General features: G+C 60.5%; 10 protein-coding genes and 2 pseudogenes. 8 read left to right on the forward strand and 4 right to left on the reverse strand.

What is annotated here, in order from left to right:
* Positions 1–2 precede the first annotated feature (2 nt).
* The 4 genes from E5222_RS04130 (at position 3) to nifA (ending at position 4,652) form a co-directional block, all read left to right on the forward strand.
* The gene (locus E5222_RS04130) at positions 3–1,103 is read left to right on the forward strand and encodes an electron transfer flavoprotein subunit alpha/FixB family protein (RefSeq protein ID WP_136692435.1); all 1,101 of its coding nucleotides are present in this window, start codon (positions 3–5) and stop codon (positions 1,101–1,103) included.
* Positions 1,104–1,115: 12 nt separating this feature from the next.
* A complete protein-coding gene (locus E5222_RS04135) occupies positions 1,116–2,423 on the forward strand; it encodes an FAD-dependent oxidoreductase (protein ID WP_136692436.1) in 1,308 nt (435 codons plus the stop codon).
* The gene (locus E5222_RS04140; protein ID WP_136692437.1) at positions 2,420–2,725 is read left to right on the forward strand and encodes a ferredoxin family protein; all 306 of its coding nucleotides are present in this window, start codon (positions 2,420–2,422) and stop codon (positions 2,723–2,725) included. Before E5222_RS04135 ends, E5222_RS04140 begins: the two co-directional genes overlap by 4 nt.
* A 196-nt stretch (positions 2,726–2,921) precedes the next feature.
* Positions 2,922–4,652, forward strand: coding sequence for a nif-specific transcriptional activator NifA (gene nifA / locus E5222_RS04145; RefSeq protein WP_136692438.1), 1,731 nt, complete (start codon positions 2,922–2,924; stop codon positions 4,650–4,652).
* A 602-nt stretch (positions 4,653–5,254) separates the two neighbouring features.
* On the opposite strand, the pseudogene ku reads toward nifA, so the two are convergent.
* The 4 genes and pseudogenes from ku to E5222_RS04165 form a co-directional block, all read right to left on the reverse strand.
* Positions 5,255–5,971: pseudogene (gene ku, locus E5222_RS04150) on the reverse strand (non-homologous end joining protein Ku); the annotation flags it as partial.
* A 156-nt stretch (positions 5,972–6,127) separates the two neighbouring features.
* Positions 6,128–8,224 (reverse strand): catalase, encoded by a 2,097-nt coding sequence (locus E5222_RS04155; protein WP_246021535.1) that lies wholly within the window; start codon positions 8,222–8,224, stop codon positions 6,128–6,130.
* Positions 8,225–8,407: 183 nt separating this feature from the next.
* Positions 8,408–10,948 carry an HWE histidine kinase domain-containing protein gene (locus E5222_RS04160; RefSeq protein ID WP_136692439.1) on the reverse strand — a complete coding sequence of 847 codons (2,541 nt, stop codon included), beginning with the start codon at positions 10,946–10,948 and terminating at the stop codon, positions 8,408–8,410.
* Positions 10,945–11,403 (reverse strand): heme oxygenase-like domain-containing protein, encoded by a 459-nt coding sequence (locus E5222_RS04165; protein ID WP_136692440.1) that lies wholly within the window; start codon positions 11,401–11,403, stop codon positions 10,945–10,947. Before E5222_RS04165 ends, E5222_RS04160 begins: the two co-directional genes overlap by 4 nt.
* A gap of 377 nt (positions 11,404–11,780) precedes the next feature.
* On the opposite strand from E5222_RS04165, the gene E5222_RS04170 reads away from it, so the two are divergent.
* The 4 genes and pseudogenes from E5222_RS04170 (at position 11,781) to E5222_RS04185 (ending at position 15,852) form a co-directional block, all read left to right on the forward strand.
* Complete coding sequence (locus E5222_RS04170; RefSeq protein ID WP_136692441.1) at positions 11,781–12,284, forward strand: 2Fe-2S iron-sulfur cluster-binding protein; 504 nt, start codon at positions 11,781–11,783, stop codon at positions 12,282–12,284.
* Positions 12,281–13,267 (forward strand): annotated as a pseudogene (locus E5222_RS04175) (FAD binding domain-containing protein). The gene E5222_RS04170 and the pseudogene E5222_RS04175 overlap by 4 nt, the downstream one beginning before the upstream one ends.
* A complete protein-coding gene (locus E5222_RS04180) occupies positions 13,264–15,456 on the forward strand; it encodes a xanthine dehydrogenase family protein molybdopterin-binding subunit (protein ID WP_136692442.1) in 2,193 nt (730 codons plus the stop codon). Before E5222_RS04175 ends, E5222_RS04180 begins: the two are co-directional and overlap by 4 nt.
* Before the next feature lie 63 nt (positions 15,457–15,519).
* Positions 15,520–15,852 (forward strand): hypothetical protein, encoded by a 333-nt coding sequence (locus E5222_RS04185; RefSeq protein ID WP_136692443.1) that lies wholly within the window; start codon positions 15,520–15,522, stop codon positions 15,850–15,852.
* Positions 15,853–16,206: the final 354 nt, after the last annotated feature.

Here is a 16,206-nt window from a genome sequence, read left to right on the forward strand (position 1 = left end):
CAATGGCAGAGGACAAGAAGCCGGCAACGCCGCAAGGGGGTGGGCGCGCGAATACCAGGAAGGAGCTGCCCGAACACTTCAAGGCCTACAAGCATGTCTGGGTGGCGGTGGAGATCGAGCATGGCCAGATCCACTCCGTCTCTTTCGAATTGCTCGGCGAAGGCCGCAAGCTGGCGGACAAGCGCGGGGTTGAACTGGCCGCGGTGGTCATGGGCGATGATCGCGCCAGGCTGGAGGAAGCGGCGAAGGAGTGCTTCGAATTCGGCGCGGACTGCGTCTACCTCGCCTGCGATCCGGCACTGGTCCATTACCGCAACGAAACCGCGACCAATGTGCTGACCGACCTCGTCAACACCTACAAGCCGGAAATCCTGCTGCTGGGCGCGACCAATCTCGGGCGCGACCTGGCGGGCTCTGTCGCCACCACGCTCAAGACCGGGCTGACCGCCGACAGTACCGAGCTGGAGATCGATGAGGAGGGATCGCTTGCCGCGACCCGGCCGACTTTCGGCGGATCGCTGCTATGCACGATCTTCACGCTCAACTTCCGCCCGCAAATGGCGACGGTGCGCCCGCGCGTGATGCCCATGCCCGAACGCGATCCGGGGCGGACGGGAAGGATCGTCGAATTCGATCCGCAGATCGTCGAGGACGATATCGTCACCAAGGTGCTCGATTTCATCGCCGACCGGGACAGTGACAAGGCCAACCTGCCTTATGCCGATATCGTGGTCGCGGGTGGGCTCGGTCTGGGTTCGGAGGAAAACTTCCAGCTGGTGAAGCGGCTGGCTGAGGTGATGGGCGCCGAATATGGCGGCTCGCGCCCGCTGGTCCAGAAAGGCTGGATCACCGCCGACCGGCAGATCGGCCAGACCGGCAAGACCATCCGGCCCAAGCTCTACATCGCTGCCGGGATTTCGGGTGCGATCCAGCATCGCGTCGGCGTGGAAGGGGCGGACATGATCGTTGCGATCAATACCGATCCGAAGGCCCCGATCTTCGAATTCGCCCATCTCGGCATCGTCGCCGATGCCGTCACCCTGCTGCCGGCGCTGACGCAGGCCTTTTCTGCGCGGCTGCGCATCAACCGGCTCGCCAGTTGAGGAGGACCAGTCATGATCGATGAAAAGTTCGATGCGATCGTTGTGGGGGCAGGGCCTTCGGGCAATGCCGCGGCGCTGGTCATGGCGCGCGAAGGCCTGAACGTGCTGCAGATAGAGCGCGGGGAATATTCCGGCTCCAAAAACGTGCAGGGAGCCATCCTCTATGCCGATGCGCTGGAGCAGATCATCCCCGATTTCCGCGAGGACGCGCCGCTGGAACGCCATGTGATCGAACAACGCATGTGGACGATGGACGATCGCTCGCACACCGGCATGCATTACCGGTCGGACGACTTCAACGAGGACAAGCCGAACCGCTACACCATCCTGCGCGCGCAGTTCGACAAGTGGTTCAGCGCCAAGGTGCGCGAGGCAGGCGCGCTGCTCTTGTGCGAAACCACCGTCACCGAACTGGTCCGCGACCTCAAGGGCAAGGTGATCGGCGTGCAGACGGACCGGCAGGGCGCGCCGATCATGGCCGATATCGTGGTGCTGGCAGAAGGCGTGAACGGCCTTGTCGGCCAGCGCTCAGGCCTGCGCGAGGAAGTCTCGCCAGACAGCGTGGCGCTGGCGGTAAAGGAGATGCATTTCCTGCCACGCGAGGTGGTGGAGGCGCGCTTCAACCTGAAAGGTAATGAAGGCGTGGTGATCGAGGCGATGGGCACGATCACCAAGGGCATGACCGGTACCGGCTTCCTCTACACCAACGAGGAGAGCATATCAGTCGGGATCGGCTGCATCGTCTCCGACATGACCGAAAGCGAGGTCACGCCCTACGAACTGCTGGATGCGTTCAAGAAGCACCCCTCGATCAGGCCGTTGCTGGAAGGCAGCGAGTGCAAGGAATATGCGGCGCACCTGATCCCGGAAGGCGGATATAACGCCATTCCCAAGCTGCATGGCGATGGCTGGCTGGTGGTCGGCGATGCCGGGCAATTCGTGAACGCGGTCCACCGCGAGGGATCGAACCTGGCGATGACGACGGGCCGGCTGGCGGCCGAAACGGTCATCGAACTCCACCGCAAGCGGGAGGAGATGAGCGAGGCCAACCTCAAGCGCTACCTTGCCCGGCTGGAGGATACTTTCGTGATGAAGGACCTCAAGAAATACAAGGGCATCCCGGCCCTTCTGCATGGAAACAAGGGCAATTTCTTCGGCACCTATCCGCAGCTCATCAGCCAGGCGATGCAGACCTGGTTCCGCGTCGACGGTGTGGACAAGAAGAGCAAGGAAAAGGCGATCATGAAGAACTTCCGCGAAACCCGCACGCTCAGGGGAATGCTGGGCGATGCATTCAAGCTGGCGAGGGCATGGCGATGAACGAGATGACGACAATCCAGACCGCGAAGGTGGAGGAAAAGCTCTACCAGAACCGCTACCTGGTCGATGCTGGCCGGCCGCATATCCGCGTGAAACCGCACGAGGTCCCCTCGGCCGGGCTGCTGGCGATGATCCATTTGTGTCCCGCCGGTTGCTACTCCGTGGCCGAATCGGGCCAGGTCGAACTGGCCGCCGATGGCTGTCTGGAGTGCGGCACCTGCCGGATTGTGACCAAGGGTACGGGCGAAATCGAGTGGAACTATCCCCGCGGCGGGTTCGGTGTCCTGTATAAATTCGGTTGATTGCCAAACGCTTCCCCGATCTTCGCAAGAACGGATGGGCGATGATCTTCCCTGGCGAAGTACTTCCGCCTTTTCCCTTGTGTATTTAAGACGGATTTGAGACCATAAACGTATTCCTGAATTGTCTTGCCCAGCGGGCAACAGATCCGGCGGGCGCAAGGAGGCGTGATGCGCTGACGGCAGGAAGGTTACGTCCATGCCGGTTATCGCGAGCACCCAAGGTCCGGGACGGTCGGGACTGGCCGTGAACGGAACCGCTTCTCGAAAAAGCCACACCAGAGCCGACATCGCCCTGCGCGGTGTCTACGAGATATCGAAGATCCTCGCCGTGCCTTCGGGACGGCTCGAAGTCACTCTGGGCAATGTGCTGACGCTGCTGTCCAGCTTCCTCGACATGAACCATGGACTGATCATGCTGGTGGATGAGCACGGCAATCCCGCCAATGTCGTGGGCATCGGCTGGAGCGAGGAACTGGCGCAGGAATGGAGCGGGCAGGTCCCCGAACAGGCGGTTTGCCAGATCATCGCCACCGAAATGCCGGTGGTCGTGCACAATATGGACAACAGCCCCCTGTTCGATGGCTGGCACGGCCAGGAGGCGCCTTCGCCCGATGTGCGTCGTTCCTTCATCGGGGTGCCGATCAAGGTGGACAAGCGCGTTGCCGGCGCGCTCACCATCGAACAGGACTGGGACGAAAGCACCACCTACCACGCAGCCGACGAGGATGTGCGCTTCCTCACCATGGTCGCCAACCTGATCGGCCAGACCATTGCCTTGATGGAGCTTGTCAGACGCGACCGGGAGCGGCTGCTCGACCGGCAGCGGCTGCTCGAAAAGGTCATCTCCGAAAGCGCGGAGCGGGACAGCGGCGGCAAGACCCGCGGCATTGTCGGCTCCAGCCCGGCGCTGAACAGCGCTCTCCAGCAAATCCGCCTTGCCGCGCGGAGCAAGTCGACCGTCCTGCTGCGCGGGGAATCCGGCACGGGCAAGGAACTGTTCGCCCACGCGCTGCATGACAATTCCCAGCGCCGCAAGCAGCCCTTCGTGAAGCTGAATTGCGCGGCCCTGCCGGAATCCGTGCTGGAATCCGAACTGTTCGGCCATGAAAAGGGTGCTTTCACCGGCGCTGTGAACCAGCGCAAGGGCCGCTTCGAAATGGCCGATGGCGGGACGCTGTTCCTCGACGAGATCGGCGACATCTCGCCCGCCTTCCAGGCCAAGCTGCTGCGCGTATTGCAGGAAGGCGAGTTCGAGCGGGTGGGCGGCACCAGGACGATCAAGGTCGATGTGCGCCTTGTCTGCGCCACCAATCGCAATCTGGAAGAAGCAGTCAAGCAAGGCGAGTTCCGTGCGGACCTCTATTACCGGATCAACGTGGTTTCGATCCAGCTTCCGCCGCTGAGGAACCGGCGCGAGGATATTGCCGAACTGGCCTTCGAGTTCCTGCGCCGTTTCGACCAGGAGAACGATACGACGCACGAACTTGCGGATTCAGCGCTCACCATCCTCGAACAATGCAATTTCCCCGGCAATGTGCGCGAGCTGGAGAACTGCATCCGGCGGACCGCGACCATGGCGCTGGATGCGCGGATCAGCGACAACGATTTGGCCTGCCAGCACAATGAATGTCTTTCCGCCAAGCTCTGGAACAGTTCGATTTCGGCGCCATTGCCCGTCTTCCAGCCCATGGCCGAACCCGAAGTGCAGCAGGCAGAGCGCGATCTGCTCACGCGCCGGGCGGGCGACGAGGCGGCCCCTGCCACGGAGGAGGGGCAGGGCAATACCAAGATCGGCAAGCGCGAACTGGTCGATGCGCTGGAGCGGACGGGCTGGGTGCAGGCGAAAGCCGCGCGCCTGCTCAACCTCACGCCGCGCCAGATCGGCTATGCGATCCGCAAATACGGGATCGAGGTGAAGCGGATATGATTGCGCCTTCCGGCCCTACGCGAATAGAATGGCGAGATTTTGCGGATTCTCAGGTCTCAAAACGGAATATCTTTATTGTCGCAAGCTAAGCGTCCAAGTGATGATGTTCTCCTTTTACCCCGCGCAAGGGAGCCAAAATGGAAAAACTATTTTGTCACAGGGTAGGCTGAGAGCCGCAGAAATGCGTGCGAAAATGGAATATCTTTTTTGTCTGACAACAAGTGTAGGAAGACAAAAGAGTTTTTCCATTTACAAAAAAGTCTTTCCACTTTCGTGGTTAAGGCAAATAAAGATTTTCCACTTCTAAAGGCAGTTTTTCGCAGAATTCTGCCAATCTCTTCCTATTTTATTTTGCGAGCGATTCTCATCTAGGCCTCTGGAGGCTGCTCCCAGGGCGTGCTTTTCGGACCCATGGGATGAAACGCCCTTGTGATACCTCCCTTTGTGGGGCTCGGCCTTGTCGACGCGCTATGGGTGGAGTGTTGAAGGTGAGACATTGCCTTCCGCCGAGGAGATCAGCCGTTGGCGCTCATCTTAGGATTGTTGGTAGGTCTCGCCCCGAGCCGTTGGGCAGCTTTGCGCTCTAATCTCAGTCATGCAGCAACTTCCTCGATGATCGCCTTCTTGCTCTTCGATTTGGCTTTCTCGTCGATCAGCTTTTTCAGCGCTTCGACATAGCGATCCTCGAATTCTGCGGCATCGAAGAGTGCGCTGCGCTGCTTGATCAGTGTGGTGGCGAGATCGAGTAACTCCTTCTTCGGCTTGGCGTCGTCGATATCGGCGAAGAAGAACTGGCCTTTGCGAACCTCGTCCGCATAGCGGAGTGTTTCGAGCAGTAGTCCTTTGCCGCAGGGCTTGATCGCGACCAGCTTTTCCACCCCGCGAACCGAAAGCTCGCCAAGCGCCACCTTTTTCGACCGGCGCAACGCCTCGCGCAGCACGACAAACGCTTCATCCGCCAGCTCGTCTTGCGGAGCGACGTAAGAAGGCTTTTCGAAATAGAGCGGATCGATCTCGCAGGTATCGACGAACTGGACGAGTTCCAGCGTGCGCTTGCTCTCGATTTTGACTGCCTCGATCTCCTTGTTCTCGAGCAGGACGTAATTGCCCTTCGATATTTCTTAGCCCTTGATGATGTCGTCGCGGTCGACCGGTCCTATGCCGGGAACGACCTTCTCGTAGGAGATGCGTTTTCCGCTCGGTTCATGGATCTGGTTGAAGCTGATCCGGGCGCCCGACTTGGTCGCCGAATAGATTTCGACAGGGATGCTCACCAGTGCCAGCCTGATCTGTCCCTGCCAATATGCGCGCGCTGCCATTCTTCTCGCTCCTTCAGGAAGAAAAAGCCGGAGGGGCATGATTGTTTCCGCCGCGAAGACGAGCGGGCGGATTTGAAAAGGGGCAAGGCGCGCATTGCACCTTGCCCCGATTCCAGATTTTACGCGCTGTCGCGCAGGGAAGGCCGCAGTTGGACCTTAGTCCTTCTTCACTGCTTCCCGGTCCCAGTGGCGCAGCTTCCTGCAGGTCTTGATGAAGCCTTGCGCCGCGTCGCCGCCGCCGGAGACATTGACGAACCCGTCATCCATCCGGTCAGCGACGCCTGCGCCTTCGAGCAAGGGCATGACTTCGGGCACGTAGGCGATGAATTTGGCATGGGCGAAGGCGTCGTTGACGAAGTCGATGCTCGGCTTGTCCTTGGCGAAGTTCTTCGCCGCATCCTCGCCCATGACGATTGCCACGGCATCATAGACGACCGAGGGGCCACCATCGATCTTCTCGTCGGCTTCGAGCATCTTGCCATCGGACAGTTTAGCGCCGGCGACATGCGGGGCGATGATCTCGGTGACGGACCCTTCGTCCTTCGCCGCCTTGATCAGCGCACGCACAATCTTCGCATCTCCTCCCTCGGCGATGTAGATGCCGAGCTTGCGGCCCTTGAAGCTTTTCGGGCTGTTCTTGAGGATCGACAGGGCCGGGCTTTCCGGCAGGTCGGTGATCGGCTTGCGCGCCACCGGCACCTTTTCCGGCAGCTTTTCGAGGCCGATCCCGTCAGCGACCTCCTTGGCGAGATCGTCGTCGATATGGCGAAGATGGCCGATCATGCGCTCGCGAATATCCATCCGCTCAACCTTGCTCAGTTCGAAAGTCAGCGCATTGGCCATATGCGTCTGTTCGACCGGCGTTTGCGAGATGTAGAACTGCCGCGCCTGGCTGTAATGGTCGGCGAAGGTCTCGCTGCGCACGCGGATCTTCGGACTTTCGACTGGCGCTTCGTAGCTGGTAAAGCCGCGCATCGGGCAGGCACGCGGACCGCGAGGCTCGCGATTGTCGTCCATCGGACCGTCCCAGCTATTGGGCTCGTAATTCGCACGGCCCTTGGGATTGGACATCGCCATGTGTCCGTCCTGCTGGAAATGCCGCACTGGACATTTGGGCGCATTGATCGGGATATGGGTGAAGTTGGGACTGCCGAGCCGCTTCAGCTGCGTATCGAGATAGGAGAAGTTGCGGCCCTGCAGTAGCGGGTCCTCGGTGAAATCGATGCCCGGCACGATGTTCTGCGTGCAGAAGGCGACCTGTTCGGTCTCGGCAAAGAAATTGTCGACATTGGCATCGAGGGTGAGCGTGCCGATAATCTCCACCGGTACCTGCTCCTCTGGCACGATCTTGGTCGCATCGAGCACGTCGAATTCGAACTCGTCGGCGAACTTCTCGTCGAAAACCTGGATGCCGAGGTCCCATTGGGGATAGTCGCCCATCTCGATCGCATCCCACATGTCGCGGCGATGGAAGTCCGGGTCGGCGCCGTTGATCTTCAACGCCTCGTTCCAGACCACCGACTGCACGCCCAGCTTTGGCTTCCAGTGGAACTTCACGAAATGCGCCTCTCCCTTTTCGTTGACGAGGCGGAAGGTGTGGACGCCGAAGCCTTCCATGAAGCGGAAGGAGCGCGGAATGGTGCGGTCCGACATGATCCACATGATCATGTTCATCGATTCTGGGGTCAGCGAGACGAAGTCCCAGAAATTGTCATGGGCGGTCTGCGCCTGCGGGAAGCCGCGATCGGGCGCGGGCTTGGCGGCATGGATCAGGTCGGGAAACTTGATCGCATCCTGGATGAAGAAGACCGGGATGTTGTTTCCGACGAGGTCCCAATTGCCTTCCTTGGTGTAAAACTTCGTCGCGAAGCCGCGCACGTCGCGTGCCAGGTCGGGAGAACCCTTATTGCCTGCTACGGTCGAGAAACGGGTGAAGGTGGGCGTCTTCACACCTTCCTCGTTAAAGATGGCTGCGCTCGAATATTCGGGGATCGCCCGCGTCAGTTCGAAATGGCCATGCACGCCATATCCGCGTGCATGGACCACGCGTTCGGGAATGCGTTCGTGGTCGAAATGGAAGATCTTCTCGCGCGCGATATGATCTTCCAGGAGGCTCGGGCCGCGTGCCCCTGCCTTCAGCCAGTTCTGGTCATCGGCCATCGGCACTCCCTGTGCCGTGGTCATCACGTCGTCATCGCGTGTGGGTTTCTGGTGGTTGGCTCCGCCGTCGGACAGTTCGAAGTTCTTGGTCACTGTGCAATCTCCTTAACCATGAGGCTGGAATGCGGCAGTGGCGCTTAGGTTTCGGCGGAGCTGATCAGTGGACCGAAAAGTGCGATGGAAGCTTGCGCGGTTTCACGAGCCTTCTTTTCGGGATAGTTTTCCCCGTGGGCAAGACCCCTCAGGCTGGTTCGATTTGCGCTGGAAAAAGCCCCTTTAAAAAAAACTTCGAATGGCCGTCAAAAGGCTCGCCTTCGCATATGGCTTGGTTACCACGGGCGTGTCGGGAAAGTCCGTGAGCAAGGCCGAGGCATCGCCATAGCCGGTCGCAAAGGCGAAGGGCGTGCCAAGACTTTTCAGGCGCTCCGCAACAGGCAGGCTGTTCTGAGTGCCCAGGTTGAGGTCGAGCACTGCGAAATCCGGTGCCACCTCATCGATGAGGCGCAGGCCCTCGTCCACATTCGATGCGACGACGACTTCCGATGCGCCCAGTTCGCGAAGCAGCTTCTCACCGTCGAGGGCGATGATCATGTTGTCCTCTACAAGCAGGGCCTTGCCAGCGATCCGCGGCTCACTTGCGGAGACGGTAGGAGCTGCGTCCGGGGTGATCTTCCCGCCTTCGATATACTCGAACCTCTCGATATGGCGAGAAGGGATGACGAAGCGCGCAGTCAGGCCGGTGAGCGGATAGTTCACCTCCGCCTGCCCGCCCAGTTCGAAGGGTATGGACCGATCGATCACCGTCGATCCGAAACCGCGCCGAAGAGGCGGCTTCACCGGTGGTCCATTGCGTTCTTCCCAAAGGATGGTCAGCGCATCGTCCGCCTCCCGGGACAAGGTGATCGCAACGGTTCCGCTACTGTCGCTGAGTGCGCCATACTTCGCCGAATTGGTCGTGAGCTCATGAATCACCAACGCCAGGGTCGAAAACGCCTCGGGCTTGATGATCGCCTCGATGCCGTTGAAGTGAACCCGCTCACCCTTGTCGGCAAGATAGGCCTCGACCTCGGTCTTCACGAGTTCGCGAAGGGAGGACGCGGCCCAGGACTCTTTCGTGATCTGGTCATGCGCACGGGCGAGGGCATGAATGCGATCGCTTACGGTCTTTGTGAAATCGGCAACCGATGTCGTCTCGGAACGACTCTGGTCGACCAGCCCCCGAATTAGGTTGAGAATGTTGCGCACGCGGTGGTTGAGTTCCGCGATGAGCAGTTCCTGCCGTTCCTGCGCCCGCGTGCGGTCGGTATTCGCCGCATCCGACATGCGCAGCACGACTTCGAGGAGCGTAACGCGGATTGCGTCCGCGACCTGCAATTCGCTGGCGGTCCATTCGGCGCAATGGCCGCTCACCGTTTCCTTCCACGCTTCGAAGCTCTTGCGCGGGGTAAGCCGGACACCGTTGGGGCCAAGTTCCACCGGCTTTTCGGGATTTCCCGCCCACTTCACCGTCTTGGCGACCTCCCGGCGGAACAGCACGATATAGTCGCGCGGCGTGCGGGAAACGGGCAGGGCCAGCAGGCCCGCGCCCCGCTCGATGTAATCCTCGGCAGGCGGGAAGACCTTGTGAAGGCTATCGGTGGCGAAGACCCGGCTGGTGGCGGTGGTGTTGAGGAACTTTACCAGCTGGAGGAACTCCTCCTTGGTGGGCGCCACACCGATCGACTGGAAGTTGCCGTTGATCCACCCGGCGGCACCATCGAACGGGATGAGTTCGGACAGCCCCTCGACCACCAGGCCGAAATCCCGCGAGATATTCGAATCCTCTGCCAATTGGCGCATCAGCCGGTCATGAAGATCGCGGGCCACTTCCGCGTCCTTCCTCCCACGCTCTGATTCAGCCTGGCCCAGTACGAAGCTGAACATCTGTCCGAACAGGTCGCACGCCGAGCGAATGCTGTAATCGAGAACGCGCGGCTCATAGTGATGGCAGGCGAACAGGCCCCACAAACGTCCCTGGTGGAGGATGCTGATCGACATCGAAGCCTTCACGCCCATGTTTCTCAAGTATTCGAGGTGGATCGGGGAAACCGCGCGCAAGGTGCTGAGCGACAGGTCGAGCGGGACTTTCTCCGAATTCGTCTCGGGAATTATCGGGGAGACCTCGTCATCGACATCGCTGATAATGCGAATGAGCGACCGCTTGTAGAGCTCTCGCGCCTGACGGGGGATGTCGGTTGCCGGGTAACGAAGACCCAGGAAGGAATCGACGTGGTGCGCCGCAGCTTCCGCGATGACCTCGCCGGTATCGTCCGGGCCGAAGCGATAGACCATCACGCGATCGAACCCGCACAGGGCACGCAGAAAACGGGTGGCCGTGTGGCAAATCTCCTCGACCTCACCCCCTGCATTTAGGCGTTCGATCATCCCGCGAACCGACGAAAGGTGATCCTTTTCCAGCTCCGTGTCGGACGCTGGCTCTACTTCGAGGACGATCGCCGCTCCGGAAATGTGAATGGCGACATTGAACTTGCGGTCATCGCCTTCGATCAGCTCAAGCCCATAGAGGCGCTCGATCGCATCGTCCGTGTAGAGCGTCTGCAGCCGGCCGCGAATGGCGTGCAACCCGTCGGGGGCGATCCTGTCGCGCAAGGGCTGGCCGATCAGCTGTTCGGCCGGGAGCCCAAGATGGTCTTCCACATTGCGTGAGGCGTGCAGGACTATCCAGTCGGACGACACCGCGAGGAGGCATCCGAAACTCTGGACATGGCCGAGGAGATGGATCGGCTCGCGGTCGCAATTGGACAAGTCAACATTCATAACGTTGCGGAAACCCCTCCGTGTCGTGCCGCGATGTTCGCCTCTTCAAGGAAAACGCCGAAAGCGGCCTGCGCGCCTTCAACGATCTCGTTCGCTTCCCGCTCACAATCGATGTCGCCGAGCATTTGCTGGAGAACTTTCCAGTGCTGCTGCGACCCTCCGTCGTTGAAATAGGCTTCTGCTCCCGAGTCCCAATCCGTCGGTGCCGCCTTCAGCCTTTTGCGAAGTATTTCGGCCCCGAGCCGAGAACCGAGAATGACATAAGCTGCAGCCAGAGGATGGACAGGAGATGCGATCTCTACCTCGGCCTCATCCTCCGACACGCCAAGAACTGCGCGAGACTTTTCGGCGAGTTCCTGTAGCCGCTGGATCTCGTGCGAGAACAGCGGGTGGCTGACGAGGCTAGGCAGCAGCCGGCCAATGGCATTCCGATGCGCGGCCAGCGTATGGGCCATGCCCGAACGCTCAGTGAGATCAAGCAGATCGAAAGCCTCTTCGACCTCCCGATGAGATATCGAAGTCTCTCGACGCAGGCGGCCTCGCACGTTCACACTGTTTGACCGATGACTTGCAGAATCCAAAAAACCGTCATGTCCGCATTTTATTGTTTGTGATCCGGAGCGCAAACCCAAAACACGGAAAAATATAGTGATTTTTCAGTGTTCGACCATCTGCTCGGCCCTGTTCCTAACAGGTCTATCTCCTTCTTGCGATTCATTGTGGGGTGATTGATCGCAAAAGGACCTGCTCCCTCCAGCATCCACTTTGACTGGAAGATGCTTTGGAAACCAAATCGGCCGGTCCGGCATTCATGCAGGGAACAGGAGTTCCCATGGCAATCACGATCAACGGACAAGAACACGATCTGTCGGGCGACCCGCGGACCACTCTGCTGGACTATCTGCGCGACGATCTTCGCCTCACCGGCACGAAGAAAGGATGCGATCACGGGCAATGCGGCGCCTGCACCGTGCTGGTCAACGGAATGCGCATCAACAGCTGTCTGACGCTGGCGGTCATGCATGATGGTGACAGCATCACTACGATCGAGGGGCTGGGCTCGCTGGGAAGCCCCTCCACCCTGCAAAAAGCCTTCGTCGAACATGACGGCTATCAGTGCGGCTTCTGCACGCCGGGGCAGATATGCTCGGCGACCGCGATGATGGCGGAGATCAGGGCCGGATGGCCCAGCGATGCGAGCGAGGAGCTTGAGGGGCCCATTGGCGCTACGTCTGAGGAAATCCGCGAACGGATGAGCGGCAATCTCTGCCGCTGCGGCGCCTATGCCAACATTCTCGCCGCCATCGGCGAAGTGGCGGAGGAGGAGCTGTCATGAGGCCGTTCGAATATACGCGCGCCGACAGGCTGGAACATGCCGCGCAGCTTTCTGAGGCGCAGGAGGCGATGGCGATCGCAGGGGGCACCAATCTCCTCGACCTGATGAAGCTGCAGGTTGAGACGCCCGCGAACCTGGTCGACATCAATCCTCTCGGCATGGGCCGGATCGAGGACACGGATGATAGCGGCCTGCGCATCGGCGCGCTTGCCACCAACACGGCGACCGCTGTCCACCAGCGGGTGCGGGCGGATTACCCGGTACTGTCGCGGGCCATCCTTGCCGGTGCGACGCAGCAGTTGCGCAACAAGGCAACCACCGGCGGAAACCTCTGCCAGCGGACACGGTGCTATTACTTCACCAATATCGACCATCCCTGCAACAAGCGCGAGCCGGGTTCCGGCTGCGGCGCGATCGACGGCATCGCACGCCTGCATGCCGTGCTGGGAACCAGCCCACAATGTATCGCGACCTATCCCGGCGACATGGCCGTGGCCATGGCCGCACTCGACGCGAAAGTAGAGATCGCGAACGCTGAGGGAGCGAGCCGGACAGTACCCGTCCGCGAATTCCATCGCCTTCCGGGCGATACCCCATGGCGCGACAATGTGCTGGAGGATGGCGAGATCATCACGGCAGTGACGCTCCCCGCTCCGGTCGGCGGGACCCAAATCTAGCGCAAGGTTCGCGAGCGTTCGTCCTATGCGTTCGCGCTGGTCTCGGTGGCGGCGGTAGTAGCGATGGATGGCGAACGCATCGCACGTGCCGACCTGGCCTTTGGGGGGCTGGCGCACAAGCCATGGCATGATCCGCGCATTTCGGAGCTCCTGGTGGGGCAGGAGCCGGATGCGGCTCTGTTCGACAAGGCGGCCGATATCCTGCTCGAAGGCGCGCAGGGCTACGGCGAGAACGATTTCAAGATACCGCTGGCGCGGCGCACGCTTGCCGCTGTCCTCGCCCAGGCGACGGGAGTGGAACCATGACCGCCCATCTCAAACAGGATAAGCCGGATACGAGGAATCTGCTCGACAAGATGCGGCAGGGAGTGATCGGCAAGCCGCTATCGCGCCCCGACGGTCCGGCCAAGGTTTCTGGAACCGCGCCATACACGGCCGACCATGCGGTCGAGAACTGCCTTGAAGGCGTGCTCGTCACCGCGACGATTGTCAGGGGCGAGGTCGCCGACATCGATGCCCAATCCGTGCTGACCATGCCCGGCGTCGTGGCGGTGATCGATGACGAACGACTGACCGCAAGGGCAGCGCAGGGCGGGGCAGATGAAGCTCCCGAGCAACCGGCCCGCAAGGTGGGCTATTTCGGGCAGCCGATCGCGCTCGTAGTTGCGGAAAGCTTTGAAGAAGCGCGCGATGCGGCAAAGCAGCTGAAGGTGGATTATCGCGCCGATGATCTGTCGGACATTCCGCTCGATCCCGTGCAGACCGACCCCGAGCCGCAAGATGACGGAACGAGGCAGGGCGACCTGGCCCACGCAATGACAAGCGCGGCCCACAGCGTTGACCTCACCTATCGGACTGAAGGTCATGCATCGGCTGCGATGGAGCCTCACGCCGCGATCGCAGAATGGGATGGCAAGCGCCTGACCGTCCATGCTTCGCTGCAGATGCTCAACCACAATATCATCGAACTTGCGGATGCACTCGATGTGAAGGAAGAGGATATCAGGCTGATCTCCCGCTATGTCGGCGGCGGCTTCGGGTCGAAGCTCGGCATCAGCGAGGAAACGGTTGCCGCTTGCGTGGCAGCGATGGAATTGGGTCGCCCGGTGCGGGTGGTGATGAGCCGCCAGCAGGTGTTCCAATGCATCATGCGACGGTCAGAGACCAAACAGCGCCTGCGCTTGGCAGCCGATGGGGATGGCAAGCTGATCGGCTTCGGGCATGAAGCGCGCGTCTCCAACCTGCCGGGAGAGGATTTTGCCGAACCCGTGCTGCAGTCGAGCGAGTTCCTCTACGCGGCGGAAAACCGCCTGCTCCAGCTGGAGGTTGCGCGCATACACCGCATGACTGCCGGTTCTGTCCGGGCGCCGGGCGAGGCCGTCGGCATGCCCGCGCTCGAGGCGGCGATGGATGTCCTCGCCGAGAAGGCGGGGATCGACCCCGTCGAACTTCGCCTGCGCAACATTCCGGACAAACATCCCAGCGAAGGCCTGCCGTTTTCCTCCCACAAACTCGCCGAGTGCCTGAAACAGGGCGCCGAGGCTTTTGGATGGGACAGTGGTCCTCGCAAACCGCGCCAGCGTCGCGAGGGCGAGTGGTGGATCGGGACCGGCATGGCAAGCGCCGCGCGGGTGCATAATATCGAAGAGGCCAAGGCTCGAGTCACGCTGAAAGCGGACGGCACGGCGCTGGTCGAAACGGACATGACGGATATCGGTACCGGGACTTATTCCATCCTCGGGCAGATCGCGGGGGAAATGCTCGGGCTGCCGGTGGAGAAGGTCTTGGTCGAACTCGGCGACACCCGCTTGCCGCGCGGCTCCGGATCGGGCGGCAGCTGGGGAGCCGCCTCGGTTGGATCGGCGGTATTCGTCGCCTGCAACAGGCTTCGCGAGAGATTGGCCGGGAAGGTCGGGATCGCTGCCGACGATCTCGTCCTGAAAGACGGAACTGCCGGTAACGACCTCCGTCTCACCGACCTGCTTGATGGGGAGGATCTTTGCGAGGAGGGGCATTACGAACCGGGCGAAATCGAGGACGACTATACTGCGGCGGGGTTCGGTGCATTCTTCGCACAGGTGCGCGTCAACCGTTTCACCGGCGAGACGAGAGTCGACAGGATGCTGGGAGCGTTCGGGTTCGGCCGCGTGCTGAACGAGAAGACGGCACGCTCGCAATGTCTTGGCGGCATTACATGGAGCATTGGCGCCGCGCTGACCGAGTCCCTGCTGTTCGATCCGGTCGACGGCCACCTGGTGAACTGCGACCTCGCCGAATACCATGTGCCCGTCCACCGCGACATTCCCGATGTCGAGGTCATCATGGTCGAAGAACGGGATCCGGCCGCAAGCCCGATCCAGGCCAAGGGCATCGGCGAACTTGGCATGTGCGGCGGGGCAGGGGCAATTGCCAATGCGATCTACGATGCCTGTGGAGCGCGCCTATTCGAGTTTCCTATGACGCCTGACCGGGTTTTGAGTGCATTGCCGGAATAGCTCCACCGAGGAACGTGAGCTGTTGCTGCAGTAGGGCATCCCTTCGCTGGACTTTGAAATAAGATGGGCGATCCCCTCTTTCTACCAAAGGGTCAGGCCGAAATTGGCGAAATTCTGCGGATTCTTAGGTGTGAAAACGGAATAACTTTATTGTTACAAGTTGATCGGAAGAAAGGCGATGGCCTCCTTTTGGCTGGCGCAAGGGAGCCAAAATGGAAAAACTATATTGTCACAGGGGAGGCTGAGAGCCGCAGAAATGCGTGCGGAAATGGAATGTCTTTTTTGCGTGGCAACAAGTTGTTGTCAGATAAAAGAGTCTTGCCACTTTTGAACGCAGTTTTTGGCGAAATTCTGCCAATCTCTCCCTATTTTATTTTGCGAACTATTCTCATCTAGGCCTCTGGAGGCTGCTCCCAGGGCGTGCTTTTCGGACCCATGGGATGAAACGCCCTTGTGATACCTCCCTTTGTGGGGCTTGGCCTTGTCGACGCGCTATGGGTCGAGAGTTGAAGCCGGGACATTGCCTTCCGCCGAGGAGATCGGCCCTTGGCGCTCATCTTGGGATTGTTGGTAGGTCTCGCCCCGAGCCGTTGGGCAGCTTTGCGCTCCTATTTCGGTTATTCGGCGACCTCTTTGACGAGCCTGAAAGCGGACGTCACTCGGATACCGATTGATCGACAGGCCGGAATGTCCATGTTTGGCAGAGGGATATGCAATTGCAGACTTGGCGGTCGGGCAGTGCAAGGGGCA

The sequence above is a fragment of the Alteraurantiacibacter aquimixticola genome (assembly GCF_004965515.1).
GTDB classification, from domain to species: domain Bacteria; phylum Pseudomonadota; class Alphaproteobacteria; order Sphingomonadales; family Sphingomonadaceae; genus Alteraurantiacibacter; species Alteraurantiacibacter aquimixticola.

Bases quoted from the DNA above. Each gene is read 5' to 3' on its own strand.
- E5222_RS04130 (WP_136692435.1), top strand. From the start codon at position 3: ATGGCAGAGGACAAGAAGCCGGCAACGCCGCAAGGGGGTGGGCGCGCG.
- E5222_RS04135 (WP_136692436.1), top strand. From the start codon at position 1,116: ATGATCGATGAAAAGTTCGATGCGATCGTTGTGGGGGCAGGGCCTTCG.
- E5222_RS04140 (WP_136692437.1), top strand. From the start codon at position 2,420: ATGAACGAGATGACGACAATCCAGACCGCGAAGGTGGAGGAAAAGCTC.
- nifA (WP_136692438.1), top strand. From the start codon at position 2,922: ATGCCGGTTATCGCGAGCACCCAAGGTCCGGGACGGTCGGGACTGGCC.
- E5222_RS04160 (WP_136692439.1), bottom strand. From the start codon at position 10,948: ATGAATGTTGACTTGTCCAATTGCGACCGCGAGCCGATCCATCTCCTC.
- E5222_RS04165 (WP_136692440.1), bottom strand. From the start codon at position 11,403: ATGGCCCATACGCTGGCCGCGCATCGGAATGCCATTGGCCGGCTGCTG.
- E5222_RS04170 (WP_136692441.1), top strand. From the start codon at position 11,781: ATGGCAATCACGATCAACGGACAAGAACACGATCTGTCGGGCGACCCG.
- E5222_RS04180 (WP_136692442.1), top strand. From the start codon at position 13,264: ATGACCGCCCATCTCAAACAGGATAAGCCGGATACGAGGAATCTGCTC.
- E5222_RS04185 (WP_136692443.1), top strand. From the start codon at position 15,520: ATGGGCGATCCCCTCTTTCTACCAAAGGGTCAGGCCGAAATTGGCGAA.